At 64.6% G+C, this 15684-nt stretch carries 16 protein-coding genes; 11 read left to right on the top strand and 5 right to left on the bottom strand.

Annotation, left to right across the window (positions count from 1 at the left end; translation table 11 throughout):
• The first annotated feature begins 40 nt into the window (after window positions 1-40).
• The 3 genes from yajC (at window position 41) to secF (ending at window position 3357) form a co-directional block, all read left to right on the top strand.
• Entirely contained in the window at window positions 41-388 is a 348-nt protein-coding gene (gene yajC, locus HOP03_14205; protein ID NOT89314.1) for a preprotein translocase subunit YajC, read from the top strand.
• A gap of 98 nt (window positions 389-486) precedes the next feature.
• A complete protein-coding gene (gene secD / locus HOP03_14210; GenBank protein NOT89315.1) occupies window positions 487-2388 on the top strand; it encodes a protein translocase subunit SecD in 1902 nt (633 codons plus the stop codon).
• Between the two features lie 12 nt (window positions 2389-2400).
• Window positions 2401-3357 carry a protein translocase subunit SecF gene (secF, locus tag HOP03_14215; protein ID NOT89316.1) on the top strand — a complete coding sequence of 319 codons (957 nt, stop codon included), beginning with the start codon at window positions 2401-2403 and terminating at the stop codon, window positions 3355-3357.
• Window positions 3358-3709: 352 nt separating this feature from the next.
• Here the strand turns inward: secF and HOP03_14220 are convergent, their stop codons facing one another.
• Window positions 3710-4537 carry an inositol monophosphatase gene (locus HOP03_14220; protein ID NOT89317.1) on the bottom strand — a complete coding sequence of 276 codons (828 nt, stop codon included), beginning with the start codon at window positions 4535-4537 and terminating at the stop codon, window positions 3710-3712.
• 108 nt (window positions 4538-4645) lie between these two features.
• Between HOP03_14220 and HOP03_14225 the strand changes: the two genes are divergently transcribed.
• From HOP03_14225 to HOP03_14235, 3 genes are all read left to right on the top strand, one after another.
• Window positions 4646-5458 carry an RNA methyltransferase gene (locus tag HOP03_14225; GenBank protein NOT89318.1) on the top strand — a complete coding sequence of 271 codons (813 nt, stop codon included), beginning with the start codon at window positions 4646-4648 and terminating at the stop codon, window positions 5456-5458.
• Between the two features lie 132 nt (window positions 5459-5590).
• Window positions 5591-6481: a phosphate/phosphite/phosphonate ABC transporter substrate-binding protein gene (locus tag HOP03_14230; protein ID NOT89319.1), complete on the top strand. Its 891-nt coding sequence runs from the start codon at window positions 5591-5593 to the stop codon at window positions 6479-6481.
• 10 nt (window positions 6482-6491) lie between these two features.
• Window positions 6492-8621, top strand: coding sequence for an EAL domain-containing protein (locus HOP03_14235; GenBank protein NOT89320.1), 2130 nt, complete (start codon window positions 6492-6494; stop codon window positions 8619-8621).
• A 24-nt stretch (window positions 8622-8645) separates the two neighbouring features.
• Here the strand turns inward: HOP03_14235 and HOP03_14240 are convergent, their stop codons facing one another.
• Complete coding sequence (locus HOP03_14240; protein NOT89321.1) at window positions 8646-9218, bottom strand: exopolysaccharide biosynthesis protein; 573 nt, start codon at window positions 9216-9218, stop codon at window positions 8646-8648.
• A 58-nt stretch (window positions 9219-9276) separates the two neighbouring features.
• Entirely contained in the window at window positions 9277-10584 is a 1308-nt protein-coding gene (locus HOP03_14245) for an HlyC/CorC family transporter (GenBank protein NOT89322.1), read from the bottom strand.
• 318 nt (window positions 10585-10902) lie between these two features.
• Between HOP03_14245 and HOP03_14250 the strand changes: the two genes are divergently transcribed.
• A complete protein-coding gene (locus tag HOP03_14250; protein ID NOT89323.1) occupies window positions 10903-11529 on the top strand; it encodes a DUF47 family protein in 627 nt (208 codons plus the stop codon).
• A gap of 10 nt (window positions 11530-11539) precedes the next feature.
• The gene (locus tag HOP03_14255) at window positions 11540-12661 is read left to right on the top strand and encodes an inorganic phosphate transporter (protein NOT89324.1); all 1122 of its coding nucleotides are present in this window, start codon (window positions 11540-11542) and stop codon (window positions 12659-12661) included.
• 76 nt (window positions 12662-12737) lie between these two features.
• On the opposite strand, the gene HOP03_14260 is transcribed toward HOP03_14255, so the two are convergent.
• Window positions 12738-13148: a hypothetical protein gene (locus HOP03_14260; protein ID NOT89325.1), complete on the bottom strand. Its 411-nt coding sequence runs from the start codon at window positions 13146-13148 to the stop codon at window positions 12738-12740.
• Between the two features lie 40 nt (window positions 13149-13188).
• On the opposite strand from HOP03_14260, the gene HOP03_14265 reads away from it, so the two are divergent.
• Window positions 13189-13518 (top strand): methylated-DNA--protein-cysteine methyltransferase, encoded by a 330-nt coding sequence (locus HOP03_14265; protein NOT89326.1) that lies wholly within the window; start codon window positions 13189-13191, stop codon window positions 13516-13518.
• 34 nt (window positions 13519-13552) lie between these two features.
• Here HOP03_14265 and HOP03_14270 read toward each other — a convergent pair whose 3' ends face one another.
• The gene (locus HOP03_14270) at window positions 13553-14233 is read right to left on the bottom strand and encodes a 2OG-Fe(II) oxygenase (protein ID NOT89327.1); all 681 of its coding nucleotides are present in this window, start codon (window positions 14231-14233) and stop codon (window positions 13553-13555) included.
• 78 nt (window positions 14234-14311) lie between these two features.
• On the opposite strand from HOP03_14270, the gene HOP03_14275 reads away from it, so the two are divergent.
• A complete protein-coding gene (locus tag HOP03_14275) occupies window positions 14312-14983 on the top strand; it encodes a rhomboid family intramembrane serine protease (protein ID NOT89328.1) in 672 nt (223 codons plus the stop codon).
• A 121-nt stretch (window positions 14984-15104) separates the two neighbouring features.
• On the top strand, window positions 15105-15614 hold the full coding sequence (locus tag HOP03_14280; GenBank protein NOT89329.1) for a hypothetical protein: 510 nt from the start codon (window positions 15105-15107) through the stop codon (window positions 15612-15614).
• Window positions 15615-15684 lie beyond the last annotated feature (70 nt).

The following is a 15684-nucleotide window of genomic DNA, read 5'->3' on the forward strand; positions in this document are numbered from 1 at the left end:
CATGGCATAATCCCCAGCTATTTTGCGACACGGAACCGCGATGAACCTGTTCGACCTGCTGATCTCCCCCGCCTACGCTCAGGCCGCAGCCCCCGCCGCTCCCGGCGCCGGTGGTCTGATGTCGACGCTTCTGTTCCCGATCCTGCTGCTCGTGGTCATGTACTTCATCATGATCCGGCCGCAGATGAAGCGCACCAAAGAGCACCGCGCCATGCTCGACAAGCTGTCCAAGGGCGACGAAGTGATCACCAGCAGCGGGATCGCCGGTGTCGTCCGCGAAATCGGCGACGACTTCGTCAGTCTTGAAGTCGCCAGCAATGTCACCCTGCGCGTGCAGCGCGGCGCCATCGGTCATGTGCTGCCCAAGGGCACGCTCAAGTCGCTGTGATGACTGCCGACGCAATGATGCCTGTCGCAATGATTCTCCTCTGAATTTCCGATCCACCTCGAATGCGGCCGGTCGGATGATCGGACGCGGTGCTCGTCATGCTTGAATATCCCCGTTGGAAATATGCCGTCATCCTGATCGTGATGCTGCTCAGCGCGCTGTATGCGCTGCCCAACATCTTCCCGCAGGATCCCTCCGTGCAGATCACCGCCAATCGCGGCGCGAAGATCGACGACGCGCTCGAGCAGCGCGTATCGCAGACCTTGACCCAGGCGGGCGTCAAGCCGAAATCGGTCGAGAAGCAGGGCAAGAACCTGTTGGTCCGCGCGTCCGATCCCGATACGCAGACCAAGGCCTACGATGCGCTGCGCGAGTCGTTGGGCAGCAACGGCAATTACGTGGTGGCCCTGAATCTCGCCTCGAACGTGCCCTCATGGCTGAGCGCCATCGGCGCCAAGCCGATGTCGCTGGGTCTCGATCTGCAGGGCGGCGTGCATTTCCTGATGGAAGTGGACAAGAAGGCTGCGATCGACAAGCGTTTCGAGGTCTATCTGTCCGATATCCGCAGTTCGCTGCGTGACCAGGGCATCGGCTACCAGTCGGTCGAACGCGACGGCAACGCGCTGGTGGTCACGCTCACCCAGGCGACCGATCTCAACAAAGCGCAGGGGCTGATCCAGAAGAATCTCAGCGCGAATGCGCTCGATGCCGGTGCGGTCGCGTCGGCCAACGCGTTCACCTACGACGCGGCGGGCAACATCCTGCGGATCGGCGTGTCCGACGAGATGGTGCGCCAGATGACCCTCAATGCGGTCGAGCAGAATCTGGGCACGCTGCGCAATCGCGTCAACTCCCTCGGTGTGGCGGAACCGGTGATGCAGCGCCAGGGCGCCGATCGCGTCGTCGTGCAGTTGCCGGGCGTGCAGGACACCGCAGCCGCCAAGCGTACGCTGGGCGCCACCGCGACGCTCGAATACCGCAGCGTGTATGAAGGCAACGCCATCGACGCGCGCGAGACCGGCAACGTGCCGCCGGGCGCACGGCTCTACGCCAGCCGCAATATGGGTGCCGATGGCAAACCCGTTCCGGTGCTGCTCAACAAGCGCATCATCGTCGCCGGCGAAGACATGGTCGATGCGCGCACTTCGCTCGACAACAACGGCCTGCCGGCGGTGCTGGTCACGCTCAACAGCGCCGGCGGCCAGCGCATGCTGCAGTTCACCACCGAAAACGTGAACAAGCCGATGGCGGTGGTCTACATCGAGCGGGTGCCGCAGGTGCGGATCGTCGATGGCAAGGAAGTGAAGAGCTTCCAGGTGAAGGAAGAGGTCATTTCCGTCGCCAACGTCAACGAACCCTTCGGCAAGACTTTCCAGACCACCGGCCTGGAGCGTACGGAAGCGGAGGATCTGTCCAAGTTGCTCAAAGCCGGTGCGCTGGCCGCGCCGATGGACTTCGTGGAAGAACGTACCGTCGGCCCGAGCCTCGGCAAGCAGAACGTCGAGCGCGGCCTGAAAGCCGTGGCCTTCTCCTTCATCTTCGCGCTGGTGTTCTTCCTGTTCTACTACCGCATGTTCGGCGTGGTCACTTGCATCGCGCTGCTGCTCAACCTGTTGATGGTGTTCGCGTTGATGTCGGTGTTCGGGGCGACGATGAGTCTGCCCGGCCTGGCCGGCATCGCGTTGACGGTCGGCATGTCGGTGGATGCCAACGTGCTCATCAATGAACGTATCCGCGAAGAACTGCGCGCCGGATTGCCGCCCCAGAAGGCGATCTCCGAAGGCTATGACCGCGCCTCGGGGACCATTCTCGACGCCAACATCACTGCGTTCCTCGCCGGTCTGGCGATGTTCGCGTTCGGCACCGGCCCGCTCAAGGGCTTCGGCGTCACCACCATGCTCGGTATCGCAACGTCGGCCTACACCGCCGTGTCCGTGTCGCGCGGCATCGCCACGCTGATCTACGGCCGCCGTCGCAAGCTGCAATCCGTCGCGATCTAAGGGAGCGCAATCATGAAGCCTTTCAACGTGTTCCCTTACGACAGCAACATCGATTTCATGCGCCTGCGCATGATCTCGCTGGCGGTGGCTGCCCTCATCATGTTCGTCGGTATCGGCGCGATGTTCTCCAAGGGGTTCAACTTCGCCCTGGATTTCACCGGCGGCGTCGGCATCGAGCTGGCCTACGACAAGCCGGTGGACGTGGACAACGTGCGCAAGCGCCTGGAAGCCGCCGGATACGAAAGCGCCCAGGTGCAGACGTTCGGCACCGGCAAGGAGCTGCTGGTCCGCCTGCGCGACGATTCCAAGAAGATCGCCGGCGACGACCCGACGGCCAGCATCGCCGAAAGCGTGCGCGTGGCCGCCTCCGAGCCGGGCAATCCGGCGAAGAAGCTGCGCAGCGCGGAAATCAGCCCGCAGGTCGGCCGTGAACTGGCCGAGAACGGACTGTATGCGGTGCTGTTCGTGGTCATCGGATTCCTCGCCTACATTTCGTTCCGCTTCGAGTGGAAATTCGCGGTCGCCGCGATCGTGACCACCCTGCATGACGTGTTGGTGGTGGCGGGCTGGTTCGCGTTGAGCGGGCACGAGTTCGACCTCACGGTGCTCGCGGGTGTGTTGTCGGTGATGGGGTATTCGATCAACGACACCATCGTGGTCTTCGACCGCGTCCGCGAAAATTTCCGCGGCATGCGCGTGTCTCCGGGCGAGGTATTGAACAAGTCGATCAACCAGACGCTGTCGCGCACGGTGATCACGTCGTTCGTGGCGTTCCTGACCGTCTTCGCGCTGTATCTCTACGGTGGCGGTTCGCTGCGCGGCATGGCCGAATCGCAGATGCTGGGCATCATCATCGGTACGCTGTCCTCGATCTTCGTCGCCTGCCCGCTGTTGCTGTGGCTCGGCGTGAACAAGCAGGATCTGATGCCGAAAGCCCGCGACGAGGCAGCGCTGGCGCGCCGACCCTGATCGCAGGGTTCGCTCCACGCAAAAGGCCGCGCAACAGCGCGGCCTTTTGCGTTCTGGCGAGACACCGGGTTTGTAGGGCGGGCCTCGGCCCGCCGATGCGATATCTCCGCGACAGGGCAAATGATCGAAGCGGTTTCGCTCGTCGGTTTGAAGCGATCGGAAAAGCCGCAATTGATCGGCAGTCGCCGTTCTTTCACCCGTGGTTCCCGCGAACGCGGGAACCCAGTGTCTTTGCGCTGCGCGGAACCTTGAAAGTCGCTGGATCCCCGCGTTCGCGGGGACGACGACGTTTTTTCGAAATGCTCGAAAAAGTGGGGATACCCCAAGCCAGGGCCCGCCCTGCGGGCCTGTATCAATCGAAGGTCTTGGCGTATCCGGTGTTGACCAGGGTTTTCTGCAGCGGTTCGATGATGCGGACATTGGCGGCGACGACCTGTCGCGAGCCGGTGTCGATGTGCATCGGGCCCAGCGCCGCACCGCGGAAATCGCAGACCCGGCCGCCGGCCTCGCGGACGAGCAGAACGCCTGCGGCGAGATCCCATGCTTTCAGGCCGGCCTCGAAATAGCCGTCGTAGCGGCTCGCCGCCACGTAGGCCAGATCCAGCGCCGCCGAACCGCAGCGGCGGATGTCCTCGGCGTGCACGAGCAGCGATTTGACGCAATCGAGCTGAGCCTCGGCGCGTTTGCGCTCGCGCGGCGCGAAGCCGGTCGCGAGCATCGCGCCTTCGAGTTCCTTGCGCTCGGAGACGCGGATGCGGTGCCCATTGAGCTGGGCGCCGCCGCCGCGGCTGGCGGTGAACAGTTCGTTGCGCAGCGGATCGAAGATCACCGCATGCACGGGTTCCGCGGCCTCGCACAAAGCGATGGACACGCACCAGTGCGGGATGCCGTGGAGATAGTTGCTGGTGCCGTCGAGCGGGTCGATGACCCAGGTGAAGCGGCTTGCGCCGCGATTGCCCTTCTGCTGTCCGCCTTCCTCGCCCAGAACGGTGTAATCCGGATGCGCGCGGCGCAGTTCCTTGATGATCGCGACCTCCGCCAGAGTGTCGATTTCGCTGGCGTAGTCCATCCGGTCCTTCTCGACCACTTCGATCGCTTCGAGCCGGGCCAGATGCCGCAGCAGGATGTTGCCGCCGGCGCGAGCCGCTTTGACCATGACGTTGACAGCAGGCTGATGCATCGCGAACGACTCCGGGCGCGGCCCTTGCGGGCGCGTGAAAAAACGGTGACAGGGCAGGGAAAAAGAGCAGTGCGGTTCTGGACCGCGCGACAGTTTAACATTGCGGCCATGTCCTCCGCCTCCGCGTCCCCGCCCGTCGAACGTCTCCGGATCGTGCTGGTCGGCACCCAGCATCCCGGCAATATCGGTTCCGCTGCGCGGGCGATGAAGACCATGGGCTTCTCGCGCCTGGTGTTGGTGGCGCCGATGCAGTTTCCGCACCCCGAGGCCTACGCGCTGGCGGCCGGCGCGAACGATGTGCTGGAGGCTGCCGTGCGGGTCGATACCCTGGCCGAGGCCGTCGCCGATTGCCGGCTGGTGCTCGGTTGTACCGCCCGCAGCCGCCGGATCGCGCTCGAAGCCTTGCATCCGCGCCAGGCTGCCGAGCGCGGACGGGTCGCGGTCGAAGCCGGCGACGAGGTGGCGCTCGTATTCGGCCGCGAGCGGACCGGATTGGACAACGACGAGCTCCAGCTCTGCCACGCGGCCGTGCATATTCCCGCGAACCCCGATTACAGCTCCTTGAATCTGGCTGCCGCCGTCCAGGTCTTGGCATACGAATTGCGTGTAGGTTGGTCCATGGATGAGTCGTTGCCCCCGATCGCGCCAGCTGGCGCGGCCCGGGCGCACGAGGTTCGGAGCGAACCGCCCGCGACCCATGCCCAGCTCGAGGGCTTCTTTTCGCAATTGGCAGACACCCTGGATGCAATCGATTTTCACAAAGGCCGGACAGCGGCGACCGCGATGCGCAAGTTCAGGCGACTGTTCCTGCGCGCGGACCTCGATGCCCGCGATGTCCGGCTTTTGCGGGGTTTGCTCGCCGATGCCAAGCGTATGGCCGACATCGCCGAAGGCCGTCTTCCGCCGCCGCGGGTGCCCTGACAGCGTTCCGGCATCCTGCCGCGGATCGCACCTGCGGGGGATGCTCCCGAGCCATTCCGCAGCGACCATCGGTGCCAGCGCCGGGCAGTCGGAGCGTTGATCTTGGCCCGTCTGCTCGCGTTGCTGGTGGTCCTGTCGACCCTCGCCGGTGTGGTGCCGGGTGCGGCAGCGGCTGACGATTCGCGTCACATTCTGGTCCTGGGGCGCATCAGCGACGACCCCAAGACCCACTATGAACAGCTGAAGCCGCTGCTCGATTACGTGGTGCCGCGGATGGCCGATGTCGGTATCCGCGAGGGGCGGGTGCTGATGGCGCGCGATGCGCAACAGATGGCCAGCTATCTCCGGCGCGGTCAGGTCGACTGGGTCACCGAGACCGCAGGCACCGCGATGCTGTTGGAACAGAAGGGCAACGCACAACCCCTGTTGCTGACCGAGCGGGATGGCGTCAGTCGTTATCGCACCGTCTTTTTCGTCCGCCACGACAGTGGCCTGAAAGACCTGGAAGACCTGCGCGGGCGCAGCGTCGCGTTCCAGAACAACGCATCGACCAGCGCTTATTTCCTGCCTGCCATCGAGCTGCTGCACCGGAAGCTGTCGTTGAGCCTGCTGCTGTCGCCGATGGACAAACCGACCGACAAGACGGTCGGATACGTGTTCGCGCGCTCGGAGTTGAACATCGGCGCCTGGGTGCACAAGCGACTGGTCGATGCCGGCACGATGAACGATATCGACTGGAACAATCCGGCACGGGTGCCGCCGTCCTTCCGCAAGGATCTGGAAGTCATCCATATCACCGAGCCGGTGCCGCGTGCGCTGGAGATGGTCCGCCGCGACCTCGACCCGAAGGTCCAGGCGCGACTGCGCGAAGTGCTGATCGACGCCGCCGGCGACCCGCGCGCCCGCGAAGCGCTGCAGTATTTTTTCCGCACCACCCGGTTCATGCCGATCGACGGCGAAACCCGACGCGTGCTCGATCGCATTCGCGCCGGTGTCGCGCAAGTGCGGGCGGATGTCGAATGAGGTCGCTCGGATGAGGGTGTTCGAAGGTCTCCACGCCAAGTTCATGTCGGTGATCGGTCTGACGCTGCTGGTGATGCTCGCGGTCGTCGCGTTGATCTGGCAGCGCCAGACCACGACGCAGGAGGAAGTGCTGCGCCTGAGCCGGGACGCGACCCGGACCCTGGTGTTCGACCGCCTGCGCCAACGCGGTGAGGCGCAGGTGGGGCAGGCGGCGGATCTGCTGGTCAACCCGACCTATTACTTCGACCTCGATGCCGTCGGTGCCACCACCCGCAGCATCCTGCACCAGTCCGACGTCAGCTATGTGCTGGTCTACGACGCGAAAGGCAGCATCATCCACGACGGCTCCGGCGACATTCCGACCTTCGGCCAGCAGATGCGCGACGCGCTTGCGCAGCAGATCGTTTCCGCCGACGCGCTGCTGGTGCTGAGCACCGACGAGGTGATGGATGTCTCCACGCCGATCCGGATCGGCGACCAGCGTCTGGGCGGGATACGCGTCGGCTATTCGCTGGTCAAGATCCGCGCCGAAGAGGCGCATGTGAACCGCGAGATCGGCGATCGCCTGCGCGAGATCGGCAATCGCCATCTGGCCTGGATCGGCCTGCTGCTGCTGATGCTGGTCTCGCTGGCGGTGCTGGTCGGGATCGTGCTGCAGCGGGCGCTGGTGCGCCCGATCCGCCAACTTTCCGATGCCGCCCGCGCGATCGAAGCGGGCAATTTCTCCACCTCGCTGCCGGTCAACGCCCGCAAGGACGAGGTCGGTACGCTGGTGCGCGCGTTCGCGCGGATGGCCGACAGCATCGCGCGTCACGATCGCGACATGCGTCGCATGGCGTACACCGATTCGCTGACCGGTCTGGCCAACCGCCTGGCGTTCCGCGAAACCCTCGATCACCGTTTGATGCAGCTGCGCGGCGTCGGCCGACAGCTCGCGCTGTTGTTCGCGGACATCGACGACTTCAAGCGGGTCAACGATACCCTCGGCCACGACGTCGGCGACGAAGTGCTGATCCAGTTCGCCAACCGCATCCGCGAAGCGGTGGAGCGAGCCGGTGGCCATGCCAGCGAACTCGCGCGCTTCGGCGGCGACGAGTTCGTGATCCTGCTGCACGACGAAGGCGATCACGCCGACGTACGCAGCAGCGCGGCGCATCTCGCCGAGACGCTGGTGTCGGAGCTCAGTCGGCCGATCGTGGTGCAGGATCGGCAGGTGTTCCTCGGGACGTCGATCGGCGTGACGCTGTTCCCGGAAGACGCCTCGGGCGCGACGATGCTGATGAAGAACGGCGATATCGCGATGTACCAGGCGAAGGTCGCCGGCAAGAACTGCTACCGCTTCTACAACCGTGCGATGGATCAGGCGGTGACCCGCCGGGTCCGCATCGAGCAGGATCTGCGCGGTGCCTGGGAGCGCGGCGAACTGACGCTGGCGTACCAGCCGATCTATCGCGTTTCCGACAAGACCCTGATCGGCGCCGAAGCGCTGTTGCGTTGGCAGCATCCGGTCCACGGGCATATGGCGCCGTCGGTGTTCATCGATGTCGCCGAACAGAGCGGCTTGATCGACACCATCGGCCCGGCGGTGATCCGTACCGCGTGCCGGGACGCGATGCGCTGGCGTCGCGAATCCGCAGGCGCCCACGAATTGTTCGTCTCGGTCAATGTCTCGGCGCGACAGCTGCGCGGCGGCGATTTCCACGAACAGGTGATGGAATCGCTTGCCGAAAGCGGCCTGCCGCCGCAGTTGATGCATCTCGAACTGACCGAGACGGCCGTGCTGAACGACGAGGATCAGGCGCGCCGGATCCTGTCGGGTCTGCGCGAGCATGGGATCAAGGTCTGGCTGGACGATTTCGGTACCGGGTTCTCCGGGCTCAGCCATCTGCGCCGGGTGCCGGTGGATGGCGTGAAGATCGACCGCAGTTTCATCGCCGACATGCTGCGCGACCCGGACGACCTCGCATTGACCACCGCGATCATCGCGATGGCGCATTCGCTGGGGATGATCGTGGTCGCCGAAGGCGTAGAGAAGGAAGGGTTGTACGATCTGCTGCGCACGCGGGGCTGCGATCTCGCCCAAGGCTATTGGCTCGGGCATCCGATCAACATGCAGGATTTCGTGCGCCTTCTGGATTGATTCTCGGGCATCGGCCCGGCCGGCTCAGCCCAGGCCGGCGACCCAGGCCCAGAGCATCGCCGCGAGATTGCCGGACACCGCACCGAAGACGTAGATCGCCGCGATGCCTGCGGCCCATGCGATCAACATCAGCGCACCATCGCGCTCCAGCAGCGCCAGCGCATACAGCAGCAGCAGGCCGCCGAACAGGAAATTGGTGAACGGGATCGGCAGCGCCAACAGCACACCCAGCAGTATCAGCTGCAGGCCGGAGAAGATCGTCGCCAGCGGGTGATCGATGACTGCGGTCAGTCGCGGCTTCACCAGTTTTTCCAGCCATCGCAGCCAGCGGTCGCCGACGCGGTCGAACCGGATCAGGGTGCTGCGCTGCGGACCGCGGCGTGCGACAAAGCCCGGCAGCCAGGGTTTGCGCAGCAGCATCAGCAGGTGCATGCCGGTCAGCACCACCAGCGGTCCGCTGAGCGCGCCGGCCACGCCGGGGATCGGAATGAACGCGGGAATGGTCGCGATGAACAGCATGACGCCGAAGGTGCTGCGGCCGAGTCCGCCGACCAGATCGCTCAGCGCCAGGTGATCGTTCGGGTCGCCATCGCACAGCGTATCGAGCACTGCGCGCATGCCGTGCGGAACGATGTGCTCGTCGTCGCTTTCCGGCTCAGGCGTCATCCGCGACATCCATGCTGTCGATGCGGGTCAGCAACAATTTGTCGATCCTGGGGCCGTCGAGATCGACCACTTCGATCCGCCAGCCCGACCAGTCGAAAAACTCGCCGGTGTTGGGAATGCGCCCGAAGTGCGCGATCGCCATGCCCGCAGCGGTGTGGTAGTCGTGGTCGTCGAGATGCGGCAGGCGCTGGCCGATGAGCTCGCGCAGTTCGTCCACCGGCAGCGAGCCGTCGACCAGCAGCGAACCATCCGCACGTTCGATCACCAGCGCTTCGGAATCCGGGGTTTCGCCGGACTGCAGCCGGCCGAGCACCGCGCCCATCAGGTCGTTCACGGTGACCATGCCGGTGATTTCGCCGTATTCGTCCACCACCAGCGCCAGCGACTGCTGCTCTTCGCGGAAGATCTCCAGCAGCTTCAGTGCGTGGGTGGATTCGGAAACGAACAGCGCAGGGCGCAGGGTGGTGAACAGATCCGGCTCACGCTCCTGCAGCCGGTCGAGCAGCGACTTCACCTCGAGCAAGCCCAGCACTTCGGCATCGCTGTCGCGATAGACCGGATAGCGCGAATACGGCGTTTCCCGCATTTCCGCCAGATTGTCCAGGAACGGTGCGTTGGCATCCAGCCAGACGATGCGGGTGCGCGGGGTCATGATGCTTTCCACCGTGCGATCGCCCAGACGCATCACCCGCTGCATCATGTTGCGCTCGTCGTCGTCGATCACGCCCTGCTCGTGGCCTTCGCTCACCAGCAGTTGGATCTCCTCTTCGGTGATCGCATTGCGGGCGTCGTCGCGGATGCCCAGCATGCGCAGCACGCTGCGGTTGATCGCGCCCAGGGTCAGCACCACTGGCTTGGAGATGCGCGCCAGCAGGTCCAGCGGGATCGCCACCTTGCTGGCGATGACCTCCGCATTGGTCAGCGCCAGGCGTTTGGGGATCAATTCGCCGAAGATCACGGTGCCGACGGTGATCAGGGTCGCGGCGGTGGCCAGCCCGATCGTGGTGGCGTATTCCCGGGCGCCAGGCGCCGATTCGCCCAGCCAGTCGGCGATCTGCTGGCCGATGGCGTCGCCGCCGAGCATGCCGTTGAGCACGCCGATCAAGGTGATGCCGACCTGCACGGTCGACAGCAGGTTGTCGGGGTGTTCCGCCAGCGCCAAGGCCTTGCGCGCGCCCCGGCTGTGTTCCCCCATCTGCTTCAGGCGCATCTTGCGCGAGGTCATCAGCGCCATTTCCGACAGCGCGAAAAAGCCGTTCAGCAGGATCAGCGCAACGACGATCGACAGCTCAAGCACGGGAGCGGGTCCCCGGCTGGCGGGGCGGCATGCCGTCGTGGAACCGAACCGCAGAGGGTTTTCGACGGCTTGCGGGGGCTCCGGCGTCGGGCGGGGCATCGGGGGCGGGTCACAGGGGCTGGCGTCAGGGGGTGCGGCGATCATAGCAGGCGGTCATGACCATCCCCGCGGGTCATTTCGACCCGCGGGGCCCGGGGGTGGGCACAGGCCGCCATGACGATTGGATGTCGATGGGATGACATCGGCGGCCGAAATGTCATCTCCAAGTCACAATTCGGACTTACGCTATTCACATCACTGTCATCGAGACGTCAGCCCATGTTCTCCCTGCAAACGATCTTCGGTTCCGGCCAGCAGTTCTACGACCTGCTCGACGAGGCCGCCGCCGCCGCGCACGCCAGCGCGACCGCGCTGCACACGATGATGAAAGCCACCGATCGCCAGCCGGCGCTCGACGCCTTCAAATTGGCCCGACAGCGCGAGCGGGCTGCGTCCGAGAAGATCGGCAAGGCGCTGGTCGACAGTTTCATCACCCCGATCGAGCGCGAGGACATCGAGGCGTTGGGTTCGGCGCTGTACAAGATCCCCAAGCAGATCGAGAAGTTCGCCGACCGCTATTCGCTGGCGGTGCACCACCTGGAAGATATCGATTTCGCGCCGCGCGCCGCGATGCTCGAACAGGCCGCCAGCGTGGTGGTCGACATGGTGAAGGAGCTGCGCCACCTCAACATCGATCGCATGACCGCGCTCAACGAGAAGCTGCGGGCGATCGAGAACGAAGCCGACCGGCTGATGCTCGAGCTGTACCGCGACATCTATTCCGGCAAGCTCGACAGCCTGCAGATGTTCCTGCTCAAGGAATTCTTCGAGATCCTGGAGAAAGCGATCGACCGCTGCCGCGAGGCCGGCGTGGTCGCTTATCAGATCGTCCTGAAGAACAGCTGAGACGACCGCCATGCTCACTCTCGTGCTGCTGGTCATCCTGGCCGCGCTCGTCTTCGAGTTCATCAACGGGTTTCACGACACCGCGAACTCCATCGCCACCGTGGTCGCCACCAAAGTGCTCTCGCCCGGCAAGGCGGTGATCCTGGCGGCGGTCATGAATCTGATCGGTGCGTTCTACGGTACGGCAGTCGCCAAGACCATCGCATCGGGCCTGATCGACACCGATGTCGTGATGGTGACCTCGCAGGTGATCCTCTGCGCACTGGCCGGCGGCATCACCTGGAACCTGATCACGTGGTGGAAGGGTCTGCCGTCGTCGTCTTCGCACGCGCTGATCGGCGGTCTCTGCGGCGCGGCGCTGGCCGCCGCACACAACGATTGGGCCGCGCTGATCTGGTCGAAGATCGGCGATGAGGGTTGGGCCAGCAACAAGGGCCTGCTGTGGAAGGTCGTCGTGCCGATGGTCAGCTCGCCGATCGCGGGTTTCACGCTCGGCGTGCTGATCCTCGGCGCCATCTATGCATTGATCTGGGGCTTTTCGAAGGCCGGCGGATCGCTGGCGCGCATGGTCCGCCCCCGCTGGGTGAATGCGATCTTCGGCAAGGCGCAGTTGGCGTCCGCCGCGTACATGGGATTCGCGCACGGCAGCAACGATGCGCAGAAGACCATGGGCATCATCGCGCTGTCGATCTTCGGTGCGCAGGCGACGGGCACGCTCGATCACCTGCCGGCGTGGGCCCAGTTCCTGCATCCGGACGGCGGCGAGAAGGATATCGACAGCTGGATCGTCTTCACCTGCGCGCTGGTCATGGCCGCCGGCACTGCTGCTGGTGGCTGGAAGATCATCAAGACGCTCGGCCACAAGATGGTGAAACTGCAGCCGATCGATGGCTTCGCTGCGGAGACCGCCTCGGCGACGATCCTGGTCACGGCCGCGCATTTCGGCATGCCGGTTTCGACGACGCACAGCATTTCCACCGCGATCATGGGCGTGGGCTTCGGCAAGAACCCGCGTGCGCTCAAGATCACGGTGATCGAGCGGATCATCTGGGCCTGGATACTCACCATTCCAGCCGCTGGCGGTGTGGCATACGGTCTTTTCAGATTGATCGAGGCGCTGGGTTGGGCGTGAGGCTTGCGCTTGCCCCGGACGAACGAAAAAGGCCCGCGAAAGCGGGCCTTTTTTGGTTGCGTGCGACGGTCGTGGTTCAGAGCAGGTCGCCACCGGCGGACAATGCCCGCTCGAGCTGGTCGCCCATGCCGCCGATCTCGAGAATCAGGCGGTCCACTTCGCCCGGACTGAGGTTGTCGTACGGACGGTTCTCGCACAGCTGCAGATACGGCACGCGATCGAGTTCGCCGATGGCCAGGTAGCCGACGTGGCTTTCCCAGTTGAAGGCCAGGGCGCGACGGCAGTCGATCCCGGTGGTCGGCGCGATCACCGTGCTGACCCGCAGATAGGTGCGGCCGTCGTCGTCCTCCAGTTCGGAGAGGAAGATCGCCTGATGGCGGCGGCCCTGTTCGAGCGACAGTTCGACGCAAAGCACGTAAGGCTCCTGCATCGTGATCCGGAAGTCGCCGGAAGCGAGGTGGCTGCGGACTTGTTCGAAGTTTTGCATGTGGGACTCTGGGAAAATCGTTGCATTATGCTAACCCTCCATGGACGCACTGTCTGCTGCCGAACGCATCCTTGCCGCGATCCGTGCGATTCCGCGCGGCGAAACCGCTGCGTACGGGGTTGTCGCCCAGCGCGCGGGGTTGCCCGGGCGGGCACGCATGGTCGCGCGACTGCTGTCGCGGAACGAAGACCCCACGCTGCCGTGGCATCGCGTGCTGCGCTCCGACGGGCGCAGCGCCTTTCCACCGGGTTCGCAGGATTGCAAAGAGCAGTTGAAGCGCCTGCGTCGGGAAGGCGTGCGCGTGGACGATCGCGGGCGCGTGCGTCCGGCGAAACGCGCGAAGTCGCTCGACGAGGAGGTCTGGGGCTGAGCATCGCAAGTCGGGGCTTCAGGCCCGACACGACTCATGCGGATACGCGCGGCGTCCTTCGGAACCATGCTGCGATGCTCAAGCGCTCACGCCGCGCCGGCAGCACTTCATGCTCCAGTTCGCTGAGGAAACAGAGACTGCCGCCGAGCGGAGACACATCGATCGACACCAGGTCGTTGGACGTCAGGTCGGCCGACACCCCATCGGCATCTGCGCTTCCGGGATGAAGCCGCAGCTCGCCGGCATCTTCTTCCGACCAGTCTGCGTTGAGATAAGTCACCCACGTCACCACCCGCGCGTCGCTGTCTCGAAAACGGTCGCGATGGCGCGCGTAACCGCCGCCGGGCGGGTACGCCGCGTAGTGGGCCTCGCAATCGGTCAAGCCGAGGAACAGCGTACGGTTGAGTATCGTGCGCAGCGCATCGAGTCGTTCGAGCAATGTGCGCGCCGGATCGCCGCAGCGCGGGTCGTCGAGCCAGCAGGTGGCGTCGGCACGGATGTCGTTGCGCAACGCGCGACCCTCGCGGCGGCCGACCGCTGCGGGTGAAAGGCCGCCGGTCGATTGAAGCCTGCGCAGGTCGTCGCGCAGCGCATCGCGCAAGGCGGCATCGGGCCAATCGGTGATCCAGCAGGCGCCCCGGTCGCGCAACGCATCGGCGAGCAGAGCGGGCTCGCGCGAAAAATCGTCGGCATCGAGAGTGGGAAGGGCGGTCATCCCGGTATCATAGCCGCCGCATCGAACGGTCGATGATTCGACAACACCCAACCGTTTCCTCTCCCCCAAGGATCACGGATGTTCTCCAGATTGCCCGCAGCCACCAAGGCGCTGTTGATCGTCAATATCGTGATCTATGTACTGCAGCTTCTGCTGCCGGACTGGATCTTCGCGCCGCTGCGGCTGTGGCCTGTGGCGATCGACGGCGACCCGTTTTCGCCGACGACATCGTTCATGCCGTGGCAGCTGATCACGCATGCGTTCATGCATGGGAATCTGCTGCATATCGTGATGAATATGCTTGGCATCCTGATGTTCGGTGCGCCGCTGGAAGCGCACTGGGGAAGCCGTCGTTTCCTGGCGTTCTACACGTTCTGCACGCTCGGCGCCGGGCTGTGCCAGCTTCTGGTGGCCACGCTGATGCTGTCCCAGACCGGATGGACCTACACCACGCTGGGCGCGTCCGGCGGTGTGTTCGGCCTGCTGGCGGGTTACGGCATGCTGTTCCCCAACCATCATATCGGCCTGTTGTTCCTGCCGGTGATGATCAAGGCGCGGACTCTGGTGATCGTTTTCGCGATCGCGCAACTCGCGCTGGCCTTCAGCGGATTGAACACTGGCGAGGCCCACTTCGCGCATCTCGGCGGAATGCTGTTCGGGTGGCTGCTGATCCGGCACTGGCGCCGCCCGCGCCCGCCGCAGGCACCGCCGCCGCGCCGTCGGCCCTCGCATTTGCGCGTGGTCAAATGACCCCCGGATCGGCAAGGCCCGCGGTACCGAGTGCGGGCCAATGGCACCGACCCGGCGCGGCGGTTGTGGTATGTTCCGATCCGGCGCACGGAGTCCGAGGTCATAGAGCGGTGGAACAAGAATGAAGTGGGACCCCTTCCTCGTCCTGGAGCAGCTACTGATCCTGCTGGTGATCGCCAGCCAGATCTGGATCTCGATCAAGGTGATCATGTCCGCGGTCGGCGCCGAACAGTACGTTCGGATCATGTCGTTCTCGACCGGTTTCCTCGCGTTCCTCATCACCCGTGCCTTGGGTGTCACCTTTGCGGACATGATGCTGGCGACCCATTCCACCGATAGTTCGGTTGGCATCATCGTGATCGGTGCGGTCTTTCCTTTCCTCGTCGGGGTCCTGATCTCCGAGGGCACGATCATCGCACTCAAGCTGGGTACGCCCGTCCCGATCCGGATGTTGTTGCTGATCGCGGCGTTCACCTTGTCGCAGGCGGCGTATACCAACTATGTCGCGCTGTACTCCAGGGTCACATCTCTGGACAAAGCCTTCATTCCCAATCTCTCGTATTCGGTCGCGGTCGGTCTTTGGTTGACCTTCCGCTATCGGGACAAACATACGCCGACCGGTCCCGTGTAAAGCGATCATGTCGAAACGGCGACCTGTCCGGTCGCCGTTTGTTCATCGGCATGTCGCGAATCGCGTTGCG

The sequence above is a fragment of the Lysobacter sp. genome (assembly GCA_013141175.1).
In the GTDB taxonomy this organism is placed as follows: domain Bacteria; phylum Pseudomonadota; class Gammaproteobacteria; order Xanthomonadales; family Xanthomonadaceae; genus Lysobacter_I.

Excerpts from the sequence above, each read along its gene's own strand:
- yajC (NOT89314.1), top strand. The coding sequence starts at position 41 with ATGAACCTGTTCGACCTGCTGATCTCCCCCGCCTACGCTCAGGCCGCA.
- secD (NOT89315.1), top strand. The coding sequence starts at position 487 with ATGCTTGAATATCCCCGTTGGAAATATGCCGTCATCCTGATCGTGATG.
- secF (NOT89316.1), top strand. The coding sequence starts at position 2,401 with ATGAAGCCTTTCAACGTGTTCCCTTACGACAGCAACATCGATTTCATG.
- HOP03_14220 (NOT89317.1), bottom strand. The coding sequence starts at position 4,537 with ATGCATCAGCCTGCTGTCAACGTCATGGTCAAAGCGGCTCGCGCCGGC.
- HOP03_14225 (NOT89318.1), top strand. The coding sequence starts at position 4,646 with ATGTCCTCCGCCTCCGCGTCCCCGCCCGTCGAACGTCTCCGGATCGTG.
- HOP03_14235 (NOT89320.1), top strand. The coding sequence starts at position 6,492 with ATGAGGGTGTTCGAAGGTCTCCACGCCAAGTTCATGTCGGTGATCGGT.
- HOP03_14250 (NOT89323.1), top strand. The coding sequence starts at position 10,903 with ATGTTCTCCCTGCAAACGATCTTCGGTTCCGGCCAGCAGTTCTACGAC.
- HOP03_14255 (NOT89324.1), top strand. The coding sequence starts at position 11,540 with ATGCTCACTCTCGTGCTGCTGGTCATCCTGGCCGCGCTCGTCTTCGAG.
- HOP03_14260 (NOT89325.1), bottom strand. The coding sequence starts at position 13,148 with ATGCAAAACTTCGAACAAGTCCGCAGCCACCTCGCTTCCGGCGACTTC.
- HOP03_14265 (NOT89326.1), top strand. The coding sequence starts at position 13,189 with ATGGACGCACTGTCTGCTGCCGAACGCATCCTTGCCGCGATCCGTGCG.
- HOP03_14270 (NOT89327.1), bottom strand. The coding sequence starts at position 14,233 with ATGACCGCCCTTCCCACTCTCGATGCCGACGATTTTTCGCGCGAGCCC.
- HOP03_14275 (NOT89328.1), top strand. The coding sequence starts at position 14,312 with ATGTTCTCCAGATTGCCCGCAGCCACCAAGGCGCTGTTGATCGTCAAT.
- HOP03_14280 (NOT89329.1), top strand. The coding sequence starts at position 15,105 with ATGAAGTGGGACCCCTTCCTCGTCCTGGAGCAGCTACTGATCCTGCTG.